Annotated in this window: 16 protein-coding genes; 8 read left to right on the top strand and 8 right to left on the bottom strand. The window is 73.4% G+C overall.

Annotation, left to right across the window (positions count from 1 at the left end; all coding sequences use genetic code 11):
* Positions 1 to 4 precede the first annotated feature (4 nt).
* The 4 genes from ACZ67M_RS25515 to ACZ67M_RS25530 all read left to right on the top strand — a co-directional run bounded on the left by ACZ67M_RS25515 (position 5) and on the right by ACZ67M_RS25530 (position 4143).
* Positions 5 to 1030 (top strand): LacI family DNA-binding transcriptional regulator, encoded by a 1026-nt coding sequence (locus tag ACZ67M_RS25515; RefSeq protein WP_385795203.1) that lies wholly within the window; start codon positions 5 to 7, stop codon positions 1028 to 1030.
* Positions 1031 to 1252: 222 nt separating this feature from the next.
* Positions 1253 to 2401, top strand: a complete 1149-nt coding sequence (locus ACZ67M_RS25520; protein ID WP_469852883.1) for a glycoside hydrolase family 12 protein — start codon at positions 1253 to 1255, stop codon at positions 2399 to 2401.
* A gap of 147 nt (positions 2402 to 2548) precedes the next feature.
* Positions 2549 to 3640, top strand: a complete 1092-nt coding sequence (locus ACZ67M_RS25525; RefSeq protein WP_392102869.1) for a lytic polysaccharide monooxygenase — start codon at positions 2549 to 2551, stop codon at positions 3638 to 3640.
* Between the two features lie 113 nt (positions 3641 to 3753).
* Positions 3754 to 4143 (top strand): luciferase domain-containing protein, encoded by a 390-nt coding sequence (locus tag ACZ67M_RS25530; protein ID WP_122620876.1) that lies wholly within the window; start codon positions 3754 to 3756, stop codon positions 4141 to 4143.
* A 52-nt stretch (positions 4144 to 4195) separates the two neighbouring features.
* Here ACZ67M_RS25530 and ACZ67M_RS25535 read toward each other — a convergent pair whose 3' ends face one another.
* Both ACZ67M_RS25535 and ACZ67M_RS25540 read right to left on the bottom strand, forming a co-directional pair.
* A complete protein-coding gene (locus tag ACZ67M_RS25535) occupies positions 4196 to 5788 on the bottom strand; it encodes an MFS transporter (protein WP_469852886.1) in 1593 nt (530 codons plus the stop codon).
* Positions 5789 to 5917: 129 nt separating this feature from the next.
* Entirely contained in the window at positions 5918 to 6391 is a 474-nt protein-coding gene (locus tag ACZ67M_RS25540; RefSeq protein ID WP_469852888.1) for a MarR family winged helix-turn-helix transcriptional regulator, read from the bottom strand.
* A gap of 109 nt (positions 6392 to 6500) precedes the next feature.
* On the opposite strand from ACZ67M_RS25540, the gene ACZ67M_RS25545 reads away from it, so the two are divergent.
* Positions 6501 to 6869 carry a DUF779 domain-containing protein gene (locus ACZ67M_RS25545; RefSeq protein WP_385795218.1) on the top strand — a complete coding sequence of 123 codons (369 nt, stop codon included), beginning with the start codon at positions 6501 to 6503 and terminating at the stop codon, positions 6867 to 6869.
* 15 nt (positions 6870 to 6884) lie between these two features.
* On the opposite strand, the gene ACZ67M_RS25550 is transcribed toward ACZ67M_RS25545, so the two are convergent.
* The 6 genes from ACZ67M_RS25550 to ACZ67M_RS25575 form a co-directional block, all read right to left on the bottom strand.
* Complete coding sequence (locus ACZ67M_RS25550; protein WP_469852889.1) at positions 6885 to 7079, bottom strand: hypothetical protein; 195 nt, start codon at positions 7077 to 7079, stop codon at positions 6885 to 6887.
* 116 nt (positions 7080 to 7195) lie between these two features.
* Positions 7196 to 8059, bottom strand: a complete 864-nt coding sequence (locus ACZ67M_RS25555; RefSeq protein ID WP_361355804.1) for a phosphatidylinositol-specific phospholipase C/glycerophosphodiester phosphodiesterase family protein — start codon at positions 8057 to 8059, stop codon at positions 7196 to 7198.
* Between the two features lie 185 nt (positions 8060 to 8244).
* Positions 8245 to 9333 (bottom strand): acyl-CoA dehydrogenase family protein, encoded by a 1089-nt coding sequence (locus tag ACZ67M_RS25560; RefSeq protein WP_392015498.1) that lies wholly within the window; start codon positions 9331 to 9333, stop codon positions 8245 to 8247.
* Entirely contained in the window at positions 9330 to 10511 is a 1182-nt protein-coding gene (locus ACZ67M_RS25565; protein ID WP_392102864.1) for an acyl-CoA dehydrogenase family protein, read from the bottom strand. The genes ACZ67M_RS25560 and ACZ67M_RS25565 overlap by 4 nt, the downstream gene beginning before the upstream one ends.
* Positions 10508 to 11488, bottom strand: coding sequence for an NADPH:quinone oxidoreductase family protein (locus tag ACZ67M_RS25570; RefSeq protein ID WP_392015504.1), 981 nt, complete (start codon positions 11486 to 11488; stop codon positions 10508 to 10510). Before ACZ67M_RS25570 ends, ACZ67M_RS25565 begins: the two co-directional genes overlap by 4 nt.
* Positions 11489 to 11826: 338 nt before the next feature.
* Entirely contained in the window at positions 11827 to 12402 is a 576-nt protein-coding gene (locus tag ACZ67M_RS25575) for a helix-turn-helix domain-containing protein (protein ID WP_361355798.1), read from the bottom strand.
* A 77-nt stretch (positions 12403 to 12479) separates the two neighbouring features.
* Between ACZ67M_RS25575 and ACZ67M_RS25580 the strand changes: the two genes are divergently transcribed.
* The 3 genes from ACZ67M_RS25580 (at position 12480) to ACZ67M_RS25590 (ending at position 15578) form a co-directional block, all read left to right on the top strand.
* Positions 12480 to 13457 carry an NAD(P)/FAD-dependent oxidoreductase gene (locus ACZ67M_RS25580; protein WP_469852892.1) on the top strand — a complete coding sequence of 326 codons (978 nt, stop codon included), beginning with the start codon at positions 12480 to 12482 and terminating at the stop codon, positions 13455 to 13457.
* 124 nt (positions 13458 to 13581) lie between these two features.
* A complete protein-coding gene (locus ACZ67M_RS25585) occupies positions 13582 to 15120 on the top strand; it encodes an ATP-dependent DNA ligase (RefSeq protein WP_469852894.1) in 1539 nt (512 codons plus the stop codon).
* On the top strand, positions 15117 to 15578 hold the full coding sequence (locus ACZ67M_RS25590; protein WP_392102860.1) for an NUDIX hydrolase: 462 nt from the start codon (positions 15117 to 15119) through the stop codon (positions 15576 to 15578). The genes ACZ67M_RS25585 and ACZ67M_RS25590 overlap by 4 nt, the downstream gene beginning before the upstream one ends.
* The last annotated feature ends 27 nt before the right edge of the window (positions 15579 to 15605 follow it).

The following is a 15605-nucleotide window of genomic DNA, read 5'->3' on the forward strand; positions in this document are numbered from 1 at the left end:
GGACATGGGCAGACAGCGTCCCGGTACGCCGACGCTGGAGGAGGTGGCCGCCCTCGCCGGCGTGGGGCGGGGCACCGTCTCAAGGGTCATCAACAACGCGGCCGGCGTGCGGGACTCGACGCGCCGCGCCGTGCAGCGGGCCATCGCGGAGCTGGGGTACGTCCCGAATCTCGCGGCCCGCTCGCTGGCGGGGCACCGTGCGGACGCCGTCGCGCTGGTGATGACGGAGACGGACTGGCGGCTGTTCGCGGAGCCGTTCTTCACGGAGATCGTGCATGCCGTCGGCGACGCCCTGACCGACACACCGGTGCAGCTGCTGCTCACCCTGGTCCGTACCGACACCGAGCGCCGGCGATTCGTGGAGTACGCGCGGGGCGGGCGGGTCGACGGTGTGCTGCTGATGTCCGTGCACGCCGCGGATCCGCTGCCGGACATGCTGGCCAAGGCGGGGCTGCCCACCGTGATGCTCGGGCGGCGTTCCGGCGACGAGAGTGTCACCTACGTCGACGCCGACAACGCCGGGGGTGCGCGCGGCGCGGTCACGTATCTGCTGGACGGGGGCCGGAGCGCGATCGGTGCCATCAGCGGACCGCTGGACATGTACGTCGCCCAGTGCAGGCTGCGCGGATACCGGGAGGCTCTGGAGCTGGCCGGGGTGACGCCGGACCCCTCGCTGGTCGTCGAGGGCGCCGACTTCACGGAGGAGAGCGGGCGCCGGGCGATGACCGACCTGATCGGCCGTCATCCGGAGCTGGACGCGGTCTTCGCCGCCTCGGACACCCTGGCCGCCGGGGCACTCGGCGCGCTGCGCGCCGCGGGGCGGCGGGTGCCCCAGGACGTGGCGGTGATCGGCTTCGACGACTTCCAGCCGGCCCGGCCCACGGACCCGCCGCTGACGACGGTCCGCCAGCCGCTGGAGGAGATCGGCCGCACCATGGTGCGGCTGCTGCTGGAGGAGATGGAGGAGTCGCCCGTCGCCTGGCGGCACGTCATCCTCCGTACCGAGCTGGTACTCCGGGACTCCGCCTGACCGAGGCCGTCGTCGGGAGCGCTCCCGTCAGGGACCCGGCTCCCACCTGGGGCTTCGGGATTCGTGCGACGGCTCCGTTGCGCACAGTCTTGTCAGGAACATGAACCGCTCCTACAGTCCCCAGTCAACCGGTAGTTGGGAGCGCTCCCATCAGTGGGGAGTTGGGAGCGCTCCCGCTCCGGCCCCTTCCCCCCCGCACTCTCCCGGAGAGGCCCCCCCCCCATGCGAACGCCACCGCCCCAAGTCCGCTCCTTACGCGGCCTCTTGTCGGCCCTGATCGCGACGCTCGCGACCTTCGCGGCCGTCGCGGCCCTGGTGGCCGCGGCGCCGCCGGCCCAGGCGGACACGACGATATGCGAACCCTTCGGAACGACGACGATCCAGGGACGGTACGTCGTCCAGAACAACCGCTGGGGCTCCAGCGCCACCCAGTGCGTCACCGCGACCGACAGCGGCTTCCGGGTCGCCCAGGCCGACGGCTCGGTGCCGACCAACGGGGCACCGAAGTCGTACCCGTCGGTCTTCAACGGCTGCCACTACACCACCTGTTCGCCGGGCACCAGCCTGCCCGCCCGGCTGAACACCGTGTCCAGCGCGCCGTCCAGCATCTCGTACGGCTTCGTCGGCGACGCCGTCTACAACGCCTCCTACGACATATGGCTGGACCCGACGCCCCGGACCGACGGCGTCAACCAGACCGAGATCATGATCTGGTTCAACCGGGTGGGCCCGATCCAGCCCATCGGCTCCCCGGTCGGCACGGCCACCGTGGGTGGCCGGACCTGGGAGGTGTGGAGCGGCGGCAACGGATCCAACGACGTGCTGTCCTTCGTGGCCCCGTCGGCGATCAGCAGCTGGAGCTTCGACGTCATGGACTTCGTCCGGGCGACCGTCGCGCGCGGTCTCGCCGGGAACGACTGGTACCTGACGAGCGTCCAGGCGGGCTTCGAGCCCTGGCAGAACGGCGCGGGCCTGGCCGTGAACTCCTTCTCCTCCACGGTGCAGACCGGCACCGGACCCGGCCCCGACCCCGACCCCGGCGAGCCGGGCGAGGCGGCGTGCGAGGTGTCGTACGGCACGAACGTCTGGCAGAACGGCTTCACCGCGGACGTCACCGTCACCAACACCGCAACGGCGCCCGTCGACGGCTGGCGGCTCGCCTTCACCCTGCCCTCCGGCCAGCGGATCACCAACGCCTGGAACGCCTCGGTCACCCCGTCCTCGGGCGCGGTCACGGCCACCGGTGTGGCCCACAACGCCCGGATCGCTCCCGGCGGCAGCCTGTCGTTCGGCTTCCAGGGCACGCACGGCGGGACGTTCGCGGAACCGGACGGCTTCCGCCTGAACGACGCCGCCTGCACCACGGCGTAAGCGCTCCCCCGCCCGTCCGGTCGAAGCCCCGCCCCCGGACGGGCGGGGGCTCCACCTCCCCGCCCCCTCTCTGTCCGACTTCGCTCGGTTCTCATGAACCGATTGTCATGACCCGATCATTAACAACCGGCGGAATCAGGAGACCCCATGGCTCGACGCAGCAGACTCCTCTCCCTCGCGGCGGTGCTGGCCACCCTGCTCAGCGCGCTCGGCGTGACCCTCCTGCTCGGGCAGGGGCGCGCCGAGGCGCACGGCGTGGCGATGATGCCCGGCTCCCGCACCTACCTCTGCCAACTGGACGCCAAGACCGGCACAGGCGCCCTCGACCCCACGAACCCGGCCTGCCGGGCCGCCCTCGACGAGAGCGGCGGGACGGCGCTGTACAACTGGTTCGCCGTACTCGACTCCAACGCGGGCGGACGCGGCGCGGGCTACGTGCCGGACGGCACCCTGTGCAGCGCCGGCGACCGCTCCCCGTACGACTTCTCCGCCTACAACGCGGCCCGCGCGGACTGGCCCCGGACGCATCTGACGTCCGGCAAGACGATCAAGGTGCAGTACAGCAACTGGGCGGCCCACCCCGGTGACTTCCGGGTCTATCTGACCAAGCCGGGCTGGTCGCCCACGTCCGCGCTGGGCTGGGACGACCTGGAGCTGATCGAGACGGTGACCAATCCGCCGCAGCAGGGCTCGCCGGGTACCGACGGCGGCCACTACTTCTGGGACCTCGCGCTGCCCTCGGGCCGCTCGGGCGACGCGCTGATCTTCATGCAGTGGGTGCGTTCGGACAGCCAGGAGAACTTCTTCTCCTGCTCGGACGTCGTCTTCGACGGCGGCAACGGCGAGGTCACCGGCATCCGCGGTTCGGGCGGCACTCCGAGCCCGGACCCGACGCCCACGCCGACCCCGACGACACCGCCCACGCACTCCGGTTCCTGCATGGCGGTCTACACCGTGGAGAACTCCTGGAGCGGGGGCTTCCAAGGCTCCGTGGAGGTGATGAACCACAGCAGCGAGCCCCTCAACGGCTGGGCGGTGCAGTGGCGGCCGGGCAGCGGGACCACACTGGGCGGGGTGTGGAACGGCTCGGTGTCCAGAGGCGGCGACGGCACGGTGACGGTCCGGAACGTGGACCACAACCGCGTCATCCCACCGGACTCCAGCGTGAGCTTCGGCTTCACGGCCACGTCCACGGGCAACAACTTCCCCGCGGGGACGATCGGCTGCGTCGCGCCCTGACCCCTTTCGAGTGAGGTCGGCGGCGCCCCGCCCCGGGCCCCGCCGACCTCACGTACCGGTTACGAATCGCTCAACCTCTGGTTGCGAAGCGGTGATCGGGCGACGATGGGGGCATGACTCCGGCCCAGCACGCCTTTGAGCGGCTGCAAGCCTGGCCCGACCTCACCGCGGGTTCGGCCAGTTGTGGAACCGGACGGGCACTGTGTTCCGTCCGCTCCGAGATCGTCCACTTCCATTCGGACCGGGACGTGGACCTCCACCTCACCCACCGGGCCATCCAGCGCTTCCAGTACGACCTCAGCGGCTCCAGCGCCATCCGGCTGGTCGCCGGCTCACGCTGGGTGACCGTGCACCTGGACTGCGACGCCGACGTCGACCTGTTGCTGAGCCTGGTGAGCATCGCGCTCAAGGCCCATCAGTCCCGTCCGGCCGGCGACCCGCCCTCGGGGTGCAACTTCCGCCGGGTCACGGTGCTGCCCCGCACGGTGGCCGGGGAGGTCTGACGGACGCCGACGGCGGTGCGCCCGGCCGTGGGCACACCGCCGTGACCTGATGTCAGTGGTCCGCCCCGCCCTCCGGGGCGCGCCGGACACCGGCCGCGGCGAGGGCCGCGCCGAACAGGCAGAGGACGCCGGTGACGGCCACGGCCAGGTGGACGCCGTTCATGAACGCCTGCCCGCTGCCCTCCACCACGGCGGCCCGCAGGCCGGCCGGCAGGTCGCCGGAGACGGGTGCCACGCCCATCGCCACGGCATCCTCGGCCTCCCGCAACCCGTGGGCCACGGCGGCCGGCACGCCCGCGCCGGTCAGTTCCCCGGTGAGCGTGGCGCCGACCCTGGCGCTGATCAGCGAGACCAGGACGGACGTACCGAGCGCCCCGCCGATCTGAAGGGTGGTCGCCTGGAGGCCACCGGCCACACCGGCGTACCGGACGGGGGCGTTGCCCACGATGGCGTCCGAGGAGGCCGACATCACCATGCCCACGCCGAGGCCGAGCGCGATGAACGGCGGCCACATCGTGGCGTAGGCGGAGTCGGTCTGCCAGGTGAGCATGCCGAAGCAGGATGCCGCCTGGAGCAGCATGCCCGCAGGCATGGTCAGCCGCGGTCCGAAGCGCTGGGTCAGGGCCGCGCCGAGCGGTGAGGCGACCAGCGAGGCGAGACTGAGCGGAAGTGTGCGCACACCCGCCTCGACGGGGGTGAAGCCGCGCACGTTCTGGAGGTACAGCATCACGAAGAAGATCACTCCGAGCATGACGAAGAAGTTCAGCGCGGTGATGACCGCGCCGATCGTCAGGGCCCGGCTGCGGAACAGGCTCATCGGCAGCAACGGGTGCGCGGTGCGGGTCTCGTGCCGTCCGAACACGAGCAGCAGGACCAGTCCGGCGGCGACGGCGCCGAGCGTTCCGGCGGAGGTCCAGCCCCAGGTCTCGCCCTTGACGACGCCGAAGACCACGGCCAGCAGACCGAGGGCGAGCAGGACGAGACCGGGAAGGTCGAAGCGCTCCCGGCCGGCGGCCCCACGGCTCTCCGGGAGGACGAGGACGCCGAAGACGATGGCGGCGACGCCTATGGGGGCGTTGATGTAGAAGACGGACTCCCAGTCGACGTGTTCCACGAGGAGTCCGCCGACGATGGGTCCGAGGGCGGTCGCCACGGCGGAGACCATGGCCCAGATGCCCACGGCCATGCCGAACCTCCTCGGCGGGAACACGGAGCGCAGCAGCCCGAGGGTGTTGGGCATCAGCAGTCCGCCGAAGGCGCCCTGGAGCGCGCGGAAGGCGACCACGCTCTCGACCGAGCCGGAGAGGCCGATGGCGACGGAGGCGAGGGTGAAGCCGGCGACGCCCACGAGGTAGTAGGTGCGCCGCCCGAACCGGTCGCCGAGCTTGCCGCCCAGGATGAGGGTGGCGGCCAGGGCGAGCAGGTAGGCGTTGGTGACCCACTGGAGTTGGGCGGTCGACGCGTGCAGGTCGCTGCCGATGGCGGGGTTGGCGATCGCGACGACGGAGCCGTCGAGCTGGACCATGAAGAGCCCGAACGCGACGGCGAGCAGGGTCAGCCACGGGTTGGACCGCCGACGGCCGGCCGCCGGTCGGGCGGTCTCGGCCGCGGGCGCGGTGGGGTCGGCCACGGGGGTGGAGGGCATGAACGGGCCTTCGCTTCCAGGTTCGGGAGGGTGGTGCGACTGGACATGGCGGTGCGCGCGAGCACGGCGGACCGGCCGCGGGCACGACGGTGCGCCGGCGGCTCAGGAGAGCGCGCGGGTTCCGCCCGGTCAGCGGGCGGTGGGGTGGAGGTGGCGCGCCAACGCGTCGAGCGCGTCCAGGGCGGAGCCGAGCGCGCCCTGCTGCCCCTCGGTGAGGGAGGTCAGGGCCTGGCGGATGAACGCCGTCTCGAGTTCCCGCACCTCGGAGACCCGCCGGCGGGCCATGGCCGTGAGGTGGAGGTGGGCGACCCGCTTGTCCGCGCTGTCCTGCCGGCGCTCCAGATCACCCCGCTCGGTGAGCTGGGAGACCAGGGCGCTGACGTTGTTCGGCTTCATCAGCAGGGCCTCGGCGGCCTCGCGCACCGTGGCGCCCTCGCGCTGCGCGACGAAGCGCAGCAGGGCGAGCTGGCCCTCCGGGGGCTTGGGGTGCGGGTATGCGGCGGCGACCTGCCGGTCCAGCGCCCGGTGCAGCGCGGGAAGGCACGCCGCGAGCCCGGAGGCCACGCGGTCGATGTCCCGGCGAGGGGTGCTGGAGTCGGTCACCCGCGGATAATAGATATAGCCATATAGGTATGTCAAAAGACCGAAGCGCGAGCCCGCGGCACCACGGGCGCAACGCACTCGCAACCTTCCCCGTGCTGGGATGCGCCCCATGGGCGACACATACGAGGAGACCCCCCGCGTCGAGCTGACCGCGGAGGCAGCCGTACTGCTGCGGCGCCTCCGCGAGGCACATGGCCCGCTGATGTTCCACCAGTCCGGCGGCTGCTGCGACGGCAGCGCACCCATGTGCTACCCCGCGGGCGAATTCCGCACCGGCGGTTCGGACGTCCTGCTCGGCGAACTGGAGGTCGACGGTGTCGGGGAGCCGGTGGAGTTCTGGATGTCGCGCAGTCAGTACGAGGCCTGGAGCCACACGCGGCTGACCGTGGACGTCGTCGCGGGCCGGGGCAGCGGCTTCTCCCTGGAGGCACCCGAGGGGGTGCGCTTCCTCATCCGCTCGCGAGTCGTCGACGCCTAGGCCTCCGCGTCCGGTCTACGGTCTGAGGCTGCTCACGATGTCCGCCGTCGCGGTCAGGCCGCTGTTGATGGTCGGGGCGATGCTCGTGCTCGCCAGGTAGAAGCCGAGCAGCAGGCACACCAGCGCGTGCGAGATCTTCAGCCCGCCGTTGCGCAGGAAGATCACCGCGAGGACGAACAGCAACAGCACCACAGAGATGGAAATGGCCATGGTCAACCTCCTCCGCCACGTCCACTTCGCGGCGTTCGGCCGCAAGTGTGGCGTAGCGGAGGGTTCGTCCGGGCGGCTGACCTGTCCTCCGAACGAGTGGTGTTCCCGCCGGAGTCCTACGCGCCCCGGTGGGCGTCGAGGAACGCCTCCAGGCCCGCGAGGTCGTCGGTGTTGAGGTGGTCGACACCGGCGGCGACCAGTTCGGTCCACACGGCGTCCCGCGCGGGGCCCGCGATGTCGGGCGTGGCCCAGAACCGGACCCGCTGCCCGCGGGCGTGCGCCGCGCCGACGATGCCCCGCAGCCTGCTCCGTTCGGCCGGCGGGAAGGCGCCCACGCCCTGCCAGGTGAAGTTGAGCGTCCAGTTGTCGCTGATCAGCGGGACGAAGGAGGCGGGTGCGGTGGTGCCGAGGTCGGTGAGCCGGCCGTCGTAGAAGGCGTGGCGGGTGCGCTGGGCCTCCATGGGGGCGCGGGCCGCCCGGTCGCCGGAGACCACCGCGGTGACCGCGCCGGGCAGGACCCGCCCGTGGGCGTAGGTGGTGAACAGGTGCCGGTGGCGGCGCAGTTGCCGGTCGAGTTCGAGGTACGTCGACGCCCCCTCGGTCTTGATGTCGACGAGGAGTTGCAGGGCGCGGCGGTCTTGCCGGTAGACACGGCCGTGGTTGGCGCGGATCCGGGCGGCGAGGGGGTCGAGGTAGAGGGACTCCAGGGTGCGGGCCGGGTCGAGGTCCTCGGGGTCGTGGGCGACGAGGAGTTGGCCGTCGACCAGGTAGATGTCGGCCTCGACGCTGCCGAAGCGGTGGTCGAGGGCGTCGAGGAGCGGGCGGGGGTGCTCGTAGTCGTTGTGGGCGTGCGCGCGCCACAACGGGCGCGGCCCGCGCCCGCCTTCGCTCGCCAGCGCGTTGCCTGCGGGCAGGGCGACCGCGCCCGCGAGGGCGGCGCCGAGGGTGGTGAGGGCTCTGCGTCGGGTGGTGAGGGCCATGCTCTGCCTCCCTGGATGTGCCGTACGGGACGCCTGTGAGTATGCGGTCCCGGTGCCCTCGGAGAGCAGAGCCGTGCGGGGAGTTGGCCGGACCGCCCTCGGTCGTTCACCTCGACGGAGCCGGCCGCACGGAACGTGCCCGCCCCCCGGAGGGGACGGGCACGCGTCGGTGGAACGGAGCGGCGTCAGGGGGCTCGCAGGTCGACCAGGTCGGCCAGGGCCGCCCGGTGGGCGCCCGCCGCGCCGTAGGCGATCGAGTCGGCCTTGGCCCGCTTCAGGTACAGGTGGACCGGGTGCTCCCAGGTCATGCCGATGCCGCCGTGCAGTTGCAGCGCCTCCTCGGCGGCGTGGACGGCCACCCGGGCCGCGTACGCCTGGGCCACGGCGACGGCCACGTCGGTGTCCTCACCGGTGGCCAGGGCGTCGGCCGCGTTGCGGGCCGCGGCGCGCAGCCCGGCCACCTCCAGCCACAGCCCGGCGAGCCGGTGCTTGAGCGCCTGGAAGCCGCCGACCTGGCGGTTGAACTGCTTGCGTTCCTTCAGGTAGCGGACCGTCTCGGTGAGCAGCCAGTCGGCGAGGCCCAGTTGCTCGGAGGCGAGCAGCCCCGCACCGGCCCGCAGGGCGCGCCGCACGGCGGGCCCGGAGTCGCCGAGCCGGCGCCCGGGGGCACCGTCGAGGGTGACGCGGGCGAGCGGCCGGGTGAGGTCCAGGGAGGTCTGCGGGGTGATGGTCGCGTCGGCGGCCCGGACCGCGTACAGTCCCCCGTCGTCCGCGGGCACCAGCAGGACGTCGGCCACGGCCGCGTCGGCGATGCCGGTCAGTTCACCGTGCAGGGTGCCCGCTTCGAGCCGCACGTCAGGGACGGGGCCGCCCGGTGCGACGTGCAGTCCGACGGCGAGAGCGGCGACGGAGGTCGCGGACGCCAGCTCGGTGAGCAGGTCGTCGGCCGCGCAGGCCAGCAGCGCCTCGGTGGCGACGACGGCGCTCGTCAGGTAGGGCACCGGCGCGACCGCGCGCCCCAACTCCTCCAGCACCACGGCGGTTTCCCGGTGGGTGGCGCCCTGGCCGCCCAGTTCCTCCGGGATCAGCAGGCCGGCGAGGCCCATGGAGTCGGCGAGCGCCTTCCACAGCGACAGGTCCTGCGGGGTGGCCGATTCGGTGCGGGTGATGACGCCCGCCGGGTCGCAGTGATCGGTGAGCAGGTCCCGGACGGCGGCGCGCAGCGCCTCTTCCTCCTCCGAGTAGAGCAGAGCGGGTTCCGGCTGTGCGCTCATCGGGCGAGGTCCTTCCATGCGACGTCCTTGTCGGTGCGCGGCTCGGCGGGCAGGCCCAGGACGCGTTCGGCGACGATGTTGAGCAGGACCTCGCTGGTCCCGCCCTCGATGCTGTTGCCCTTGGAGCGCAGGTAGCGGTATCCGGCTTCGCGGCCGGTGAAGTCCACCAGCTCGGGGCGGCGCATCGTCCAGTCGTCGTACAGCAGGCCCTCCTCGCCGAGGAGTTCGACCTCCAGGCCGCTGATCTCCTGGTTGAGCCGGGCGAAGTTCAGCTTCATGCCGGCGCCCTCGGGGCCGGGCTGGCCGGCCACCAGCTGCTGGCGCAGCCGTACACCGGTGAGCCGGGCGACCTCGGCCTCGACCCACAGGCCGAGCAGCCGCTGGTGCAGGTCGTGGGTGCGCAGGTCCGGGCGTTCGCGCCAGGTGCCGGCGATCTTGCCGATCATCCCGCCCTCGCGGGGGATCGGGGTACCGCCGATGGCGACGCGCTCGTTGTTCAGCGTGGTCTGCGCGACCCGCCAGCCGTCGCCGATCTCGCCGAGGCGCCGGGCGTCGGGGATGCGGACGCCGGTGAGGAACACCTCGTTGAACTCGGCCTCGCCGGTGATCTGGCGCAGCGGCCGGACCTCGACGCCGGGGTCGGTCATGTCGCAGACGAAGTAGGTGATGCCCCGGTGCTTGGGCAGGTCCGGGTCGGTGCGGGCGATGAGGATGGCCCAGCGGGCGAGGTGCGCGCTGGAGGTCCACACCTTCTGCCCGTCGACGACCCAGTCCTCGCCCTCCCGGACGGCCCGGGTGCCGAGCGCGGCCAGGTCGGAACCGGCGCCCGGTTCGCTGAACAACTGGCACCACACCTCCTCGCCGGTCCACAGCGGGCGCAGCAGCCGGCGCTTCTGCTCCTCGGTGCCGTACTGGAGGATCGTCGGGGCGGCCATGCCGAGGCCGATGCCGATCCGCCGGGGGTCGTTGTCGGGAGCGCCCGCCGCCGCCAACTCGGCGTCCACGACGGCCTGGAGGGAGCGGGGGACGCCGAGTCCGCCGAGGCCCTGCGGGTAGTGCACCCAGGCGAGTCCGGCGTCGAAGCGGGCCCTCAGGAAGTCCAGGCGCTCCGTGGTGGCCGGCGGATGCGCGGCCAGCAACTCCTTGGTACGGGTGCGCAGTTCGGTCGCGTCGGTCATGCGGTGGCTCCCTTCTCCGGCGTCCGGGGTACGACGGCCACCCGGCCGGTCGTCCTGCCGTCGGCGACGCGCTGCACGGCGTCCGCCGCCCCGCCGAGCGGGACCCGTTCGCTCACCAGCGGCTTGATCGCGCCCCGTGCGGCCAGGGCGGTGAGCTGTTCGTGGCAGTGCTGGACCAGCTTGGGGTCCTTGGTGTTGTAGAGGCCCCAGTGCAGGCCGAGGATCGCGTAGTTCTTCACCAGGGCGTGGTTGAGCGCGGGGCTGGGGATGGTGCCGCTCGCGAAGCCGACCACGACGATCCGGCCCTCGAAGGCGACGGTCTTGGCGGACTGGGTGTAGGCCTGGCCGCCCACCGGGTCGTAGACCACGTCCGCGCCCCGGCCGCCGGTGGCCTCCTTGACGGCGGCGACGACGTCCTCGGCGTGCCGGTCGACGACCACGTCGCAGCCCTGTTCCCGGGCGACGGCCGCCTTCTCGGGGCCGCCCACGACACCGATGACGGTGGCGCCGGCGGCCTTGCCGAGCTGTACGGCCGCACTGCCGACCCCTCCGGCGGCGGCGTGCACCAGCAGGGTCTCGCCCGCCTCCAGCCGCGCGCGGCGGTGCAGGCCGAACCAGCCGGTCTGGTAGCCGATGTGCAGGGCCGCGGCCTCGGCGTCGTCCAGCGCGTCCGGCGCGGGCAGCAGGGCCCGGGCGTCCGCGAGGGCGTACTCGGCGAAGCCGCCGTGCGGCAGCGCGGGGTTGGCGATGACGCGGCGCCCGTCCTCGGTCTCGCCGCAGATCTCCACGCCCGGCGTGAAGGGCAGCGGCGGCCTGATCTGGTACTGGCCCCGGCAGAGCAGGGCGTCCGGGAAGTTGATGTTGGCGGCGCGGACCCTCAGCAGGACCTGGCCGTCGCCGGGCGTGGGCGGCGCCACGTCCTCGAGGCGCATCACCTCGCCCGGCTCGCCGTTCTCGTGCACCTGCCATGCCTGCATGCGGGGCCTCCACCGACTGCGTCGTCCGACCGGGTCACTCGCATACTAAGCGGTCGCTTGCCGATCGGGGAACAGCTCGGGCGCGGTCGTGCGTCACGCACCCCCGCCCACGCGCCGGGCAAGCCCCCGCCGACGGGCGGCGGGCCGGGCCGGCGCCTGCGAAACGCCCACCGCCCCCCTCACCGACCCGGCCCCGACCCTCCGGGGCACTCTCCCACCCTCGCCATGCGCACCGGCGCGAGGACGGCACACGCGAGGAGCCGACGGCGCCCCGCGTGTCGCGATGGCGGCCCCGCACGGTCGTACGACGCGCACCGTCGCCGCCCACCGGGCGAGCCTCACCCGCGGGCGGTGGGCCGTGCTCGTACGTGCATCCGCTCGCCCTGCGGGCCGAAGAGGCTGAGGAACTCGGCGGGCCCCTCCCCCGTCGACCCGAACCAGTGCGGCACCCGGGTGTCGAACTCGGCGGCCTCCCCCGCCGACAGCACCACGTCGTGGTCCCCGAGCACGAGCCGGAGCCGGCCCGAGAGGACGTAGAGCCACTCGTACCCCTCGTGGGTGCGCGGGTCCGGTTCCTCCTTGCGTGCGGGCTCCAGCACCTTGAACGCCTGGAGCCCGCCCGGCTGGCGGGTGAGGGGCCAGTGCGTGCGGCCGTGGCGCACGATCGGCTCGGACCGCACGCGGGGGTCGCCGACCGGCGGGGCGCCGACGAGTTCGTCCAGTGGCACCTGGTGGGCCTGGGCGATCGGCAGCAGCAGTTCGAGGCTCGGTTTGCGCAGGCCCGACTCCAGCCGCGACAGGGTGCTGACGGAGATGCCGGTGGTCTCGGACAGGGCCGCCAGCGTCACCTCGCGTTCCTTGCGGACCTGGCGGAGCCGGGGGCCGACACCGGCGAGGACGTCGTCTGCAGTCATGTGAATATTGCAGATTCAGCAACAAGATTTGTCAATACCGGGGCGATCGGGCGACCTTCTGGGTGGAGGTGGTCACCATGACCCAGAACGTCACCCAAACCCAGACCCCTGCTCGGAGCGAGGACCCCACCGGGACCTACGACGTGGTCGTCGTGGGCGGCGGTGCCGCCGGGCTGTCCGCCGCGCTCGTCCTGGGCCGGTCACGGCTGCGCACGCTGGTCGTCGACGCCGGGGAGCCCCGCAACACGCCCTCGGACCACATGCAGGGCTACCTGACGCGGGACGGCATGCCGCCCGCCGAGTTCCTGGCGCTGGGCCGGGAGGAGGTCGCCGGCTACGGCGTGGAGCTGCTCCGCGACCGGGCGGTCGACGTGGCCCGGGACGGGGACTTCGCCGTGCGGCTGGCCGGTGGCGACACCGTGCGGGCCCGCCGGCTGATCGTCACCACCGGGCTCAGGGACGAGCTGCCGGCCGTGCCGGGGGTCGCCGAGCGGTTCGGCCGGGACGTGCTGCACTGCCCGTTCTGCCACGGCTGGGAGGTGCGCGACGGACACTTCGGCGTACTCGCCACCAGCCCGCTCAGCGTGCACCAGGCGCTGATGGTGTCCGGCTGGTCGGACGACGTGACGCTCTTCCTGCACACCGTCGCCGAGGAGGAGCTGACCGACGACGACCTGCGCCGCCTGGCCGCGGCCGGGGTCAAGGTGGTCCCCGGCGAGGTCGCCGCCCTGCGGATCGAGGACGACCGGCTCACCGGGGTCCGCCTGGCGGACGGCTCGGCCCACGACCGCTCGGTCGTGTTCGTCGCCCCGCGGGCCGTCCCGCAGACCGGCCTGATGGAGCGGCTGGGCGCGGAACTCCAGGAGACCCCGTTCGGCGCGTACCCGGTGGTCGACCCGACGGGCCGCACCTCCGTCCCCGGCGTGTGGACGGCCGGCAACGCGATGGGCTTCGGCGAGCAGGTCGTCCACGCGGCCAGCGGCGGCTACCGCGCGGCGGCGGCGATCGTCGGCGACCTGATCATGTCGAACCTGGACGCGACCCTGGCGGAGTGAGGGGCGCACGAGGAGGGCCGTCCGGCGGGCGCCGATCGCCCCGGGCCCCGGCGCGCGGACCCGCCCGCCGGACCCGTCCCGCCCGCCAGGTGTGCCCCCGCCCTCTCCGGTGCACCATGACTGCATGCTGCTTGCCCGGTTGGCCCAGGTGTCCCGGGAGGTCGCCGAGACGTCGGCGCGGTCCCGGAAGACCGTCCTGCTCGCGGAGTTGTTCCGGGAGGCGGAGGCGGAGGACGTGCCGGTCGTCATCCCCTACCTGGCGGGACGCCTCCCGCAGGGCAGGATCGGCGTCGGCTGGAAGGTGCTGGGCCGCGAGGTGACGCCGGCCGCCGGGCCCTCGCTCACCGTGCGCGACGTGGACGCCCGGCTCACCCACCTCGCCTCGGTGACCGGCACCGGTTCGCAGGCCGAGCGGGCCCGGCTGGTCGGCGAGCTGATGGGCGCGGCCACCGAGGACGAGCAGCGCTTCCTGATCGGTCTGCTGACCGGCGAGGTCCGGCAGGGTGCCCTGGACGCGGCCGCGGTCGAGGGCCTGGCCGCGGCGACGGACGCGCCCCCGGCGGACGTACGCCGTGCGGTGATGCTCGCCGGCTCCCTCCAGACGGTGGCCGAGGCCCTGCTCGCGGAGGGGCCCGGCGCCCTGGAGGGGTTCCGGCTCACCGTCGGCCGGCCCGTGCTGCCGATGCTGGCGCACAGCGCCTCCTCGGTCGCCGAGGCGGTCGGCAAGCTGGGGACCTGCGCGGTCGAGGAGAAGCTGGACGGCATTCGCGTCCAGGTGCACCGCGACGGCGGCACCGTCCGCCTCTACACCCGCACCCTGGACGACATCACCGACCGGCTCCCCGAGGTGACCGAGGCGGCCCTCGCGCTGCCCGGCGAGCGGTTCATCCTGGACGGCGAGGTGCTCTCCCTGGACGGGAGCGGCCGCCCCCGGTCCTTCCAGGAGACCGCCGGACGGGTCGGCTCCCGCACGGACGTGGCGACGGCGTCGCGGGCGGTCCCCGTCTCCGTGGTGTTCTTCGACGCGCTGTCCGTCGACGGCCAGGACCTGCTCGACCTGCCGCTGACCGATCGGCACGCCGCGCTGGCCCGGCTGGTCCCCGAGCCCGAACGGGTGCGGCGCACCCTGGTCGGCGGGCCCGAGGACACACCGGCCGCCGAGGAGTTCCTCGCCGAGACGCTGCGGCGCGGCCACGAGGGCGTCGTCGTCAAGGGACTCGACGCCGGCTACAGCGCGGGCCGCCGCGGCGCGTCCTGGCTCAAGGTCAAGCCCGTCCACACACTCGACCTGGTCGTGCTGGCCGCCGAGTGGGGCCACGGCCGCCGCACCGGCAGGCTGTCCAACCTCCACCTGGGCGCCCGCACGGCCGACGGCTCCTTCGCGATGCTCGGCAAGACCTTCAAGGGCATGACGGACGCGCTGCTGGCCTGGCAGACCGAGCGCCTCGGGCAACTGGCCGTCGAGGAACACCCCTGGGGCGTGACCGTACGCCCCGAACTCGTCGTCGAGATCGCCTACGACGGCCTCCAGCGCTCCACCCGCTACCCGGCCGGCGTCACCCTCCGCTTCGCCCGCGTGGTCCGCTACCGCGAGGACAAGCGCCCCGAGGACGCGGACACCGTGGACACCCTGCTCGCCGCCCACCCGGGCGTCGCCCCGTGAGGCGCAGCGCGGGCCTGCTGCTGCACCGCCGCGGCCCCGGAGCGGAGCGCCAGGTGCTCCTCGGGCACATGGGCGGCCCGTTCTACGCCCGCCGCGAGGCCGGCGCGTGGACGGTTCCCAAGGGCGAGTACGACGCGGCGGAGCCCGCCTGGGACGCGGCCCGGCGGGAGTTCCAGGAGGAGCTGGGGCTGCCGCCGCCCGACGGGGAGGCCGTCCCGCTGGGCGAGGTGCGGCAGGCGGGCGGGAAGGTCGTCACGGTCTGGGCCGTCGAGGCCGACCTCGACCCGGCGGCGGTCGTACCCGGCACCTTCACCATGGAGTGGCCGCCGCGCTCGGGCCGGACCGAGGAGTTCCCCGAGCTGGACCGGGTCGCCTGGTTCCCGGTGGAGCGGGCGCGCGAGGTGATCGTGAAGGCGCAGGCCGCGTTTCTCGACCGGCTGGCTGAGCACTCGCACTGACAAGAGGCGACGCGGTGCGGAAGGCCC

Source organism: Streptomyces sp. NPDC107500, assembly GCF_055582785.1.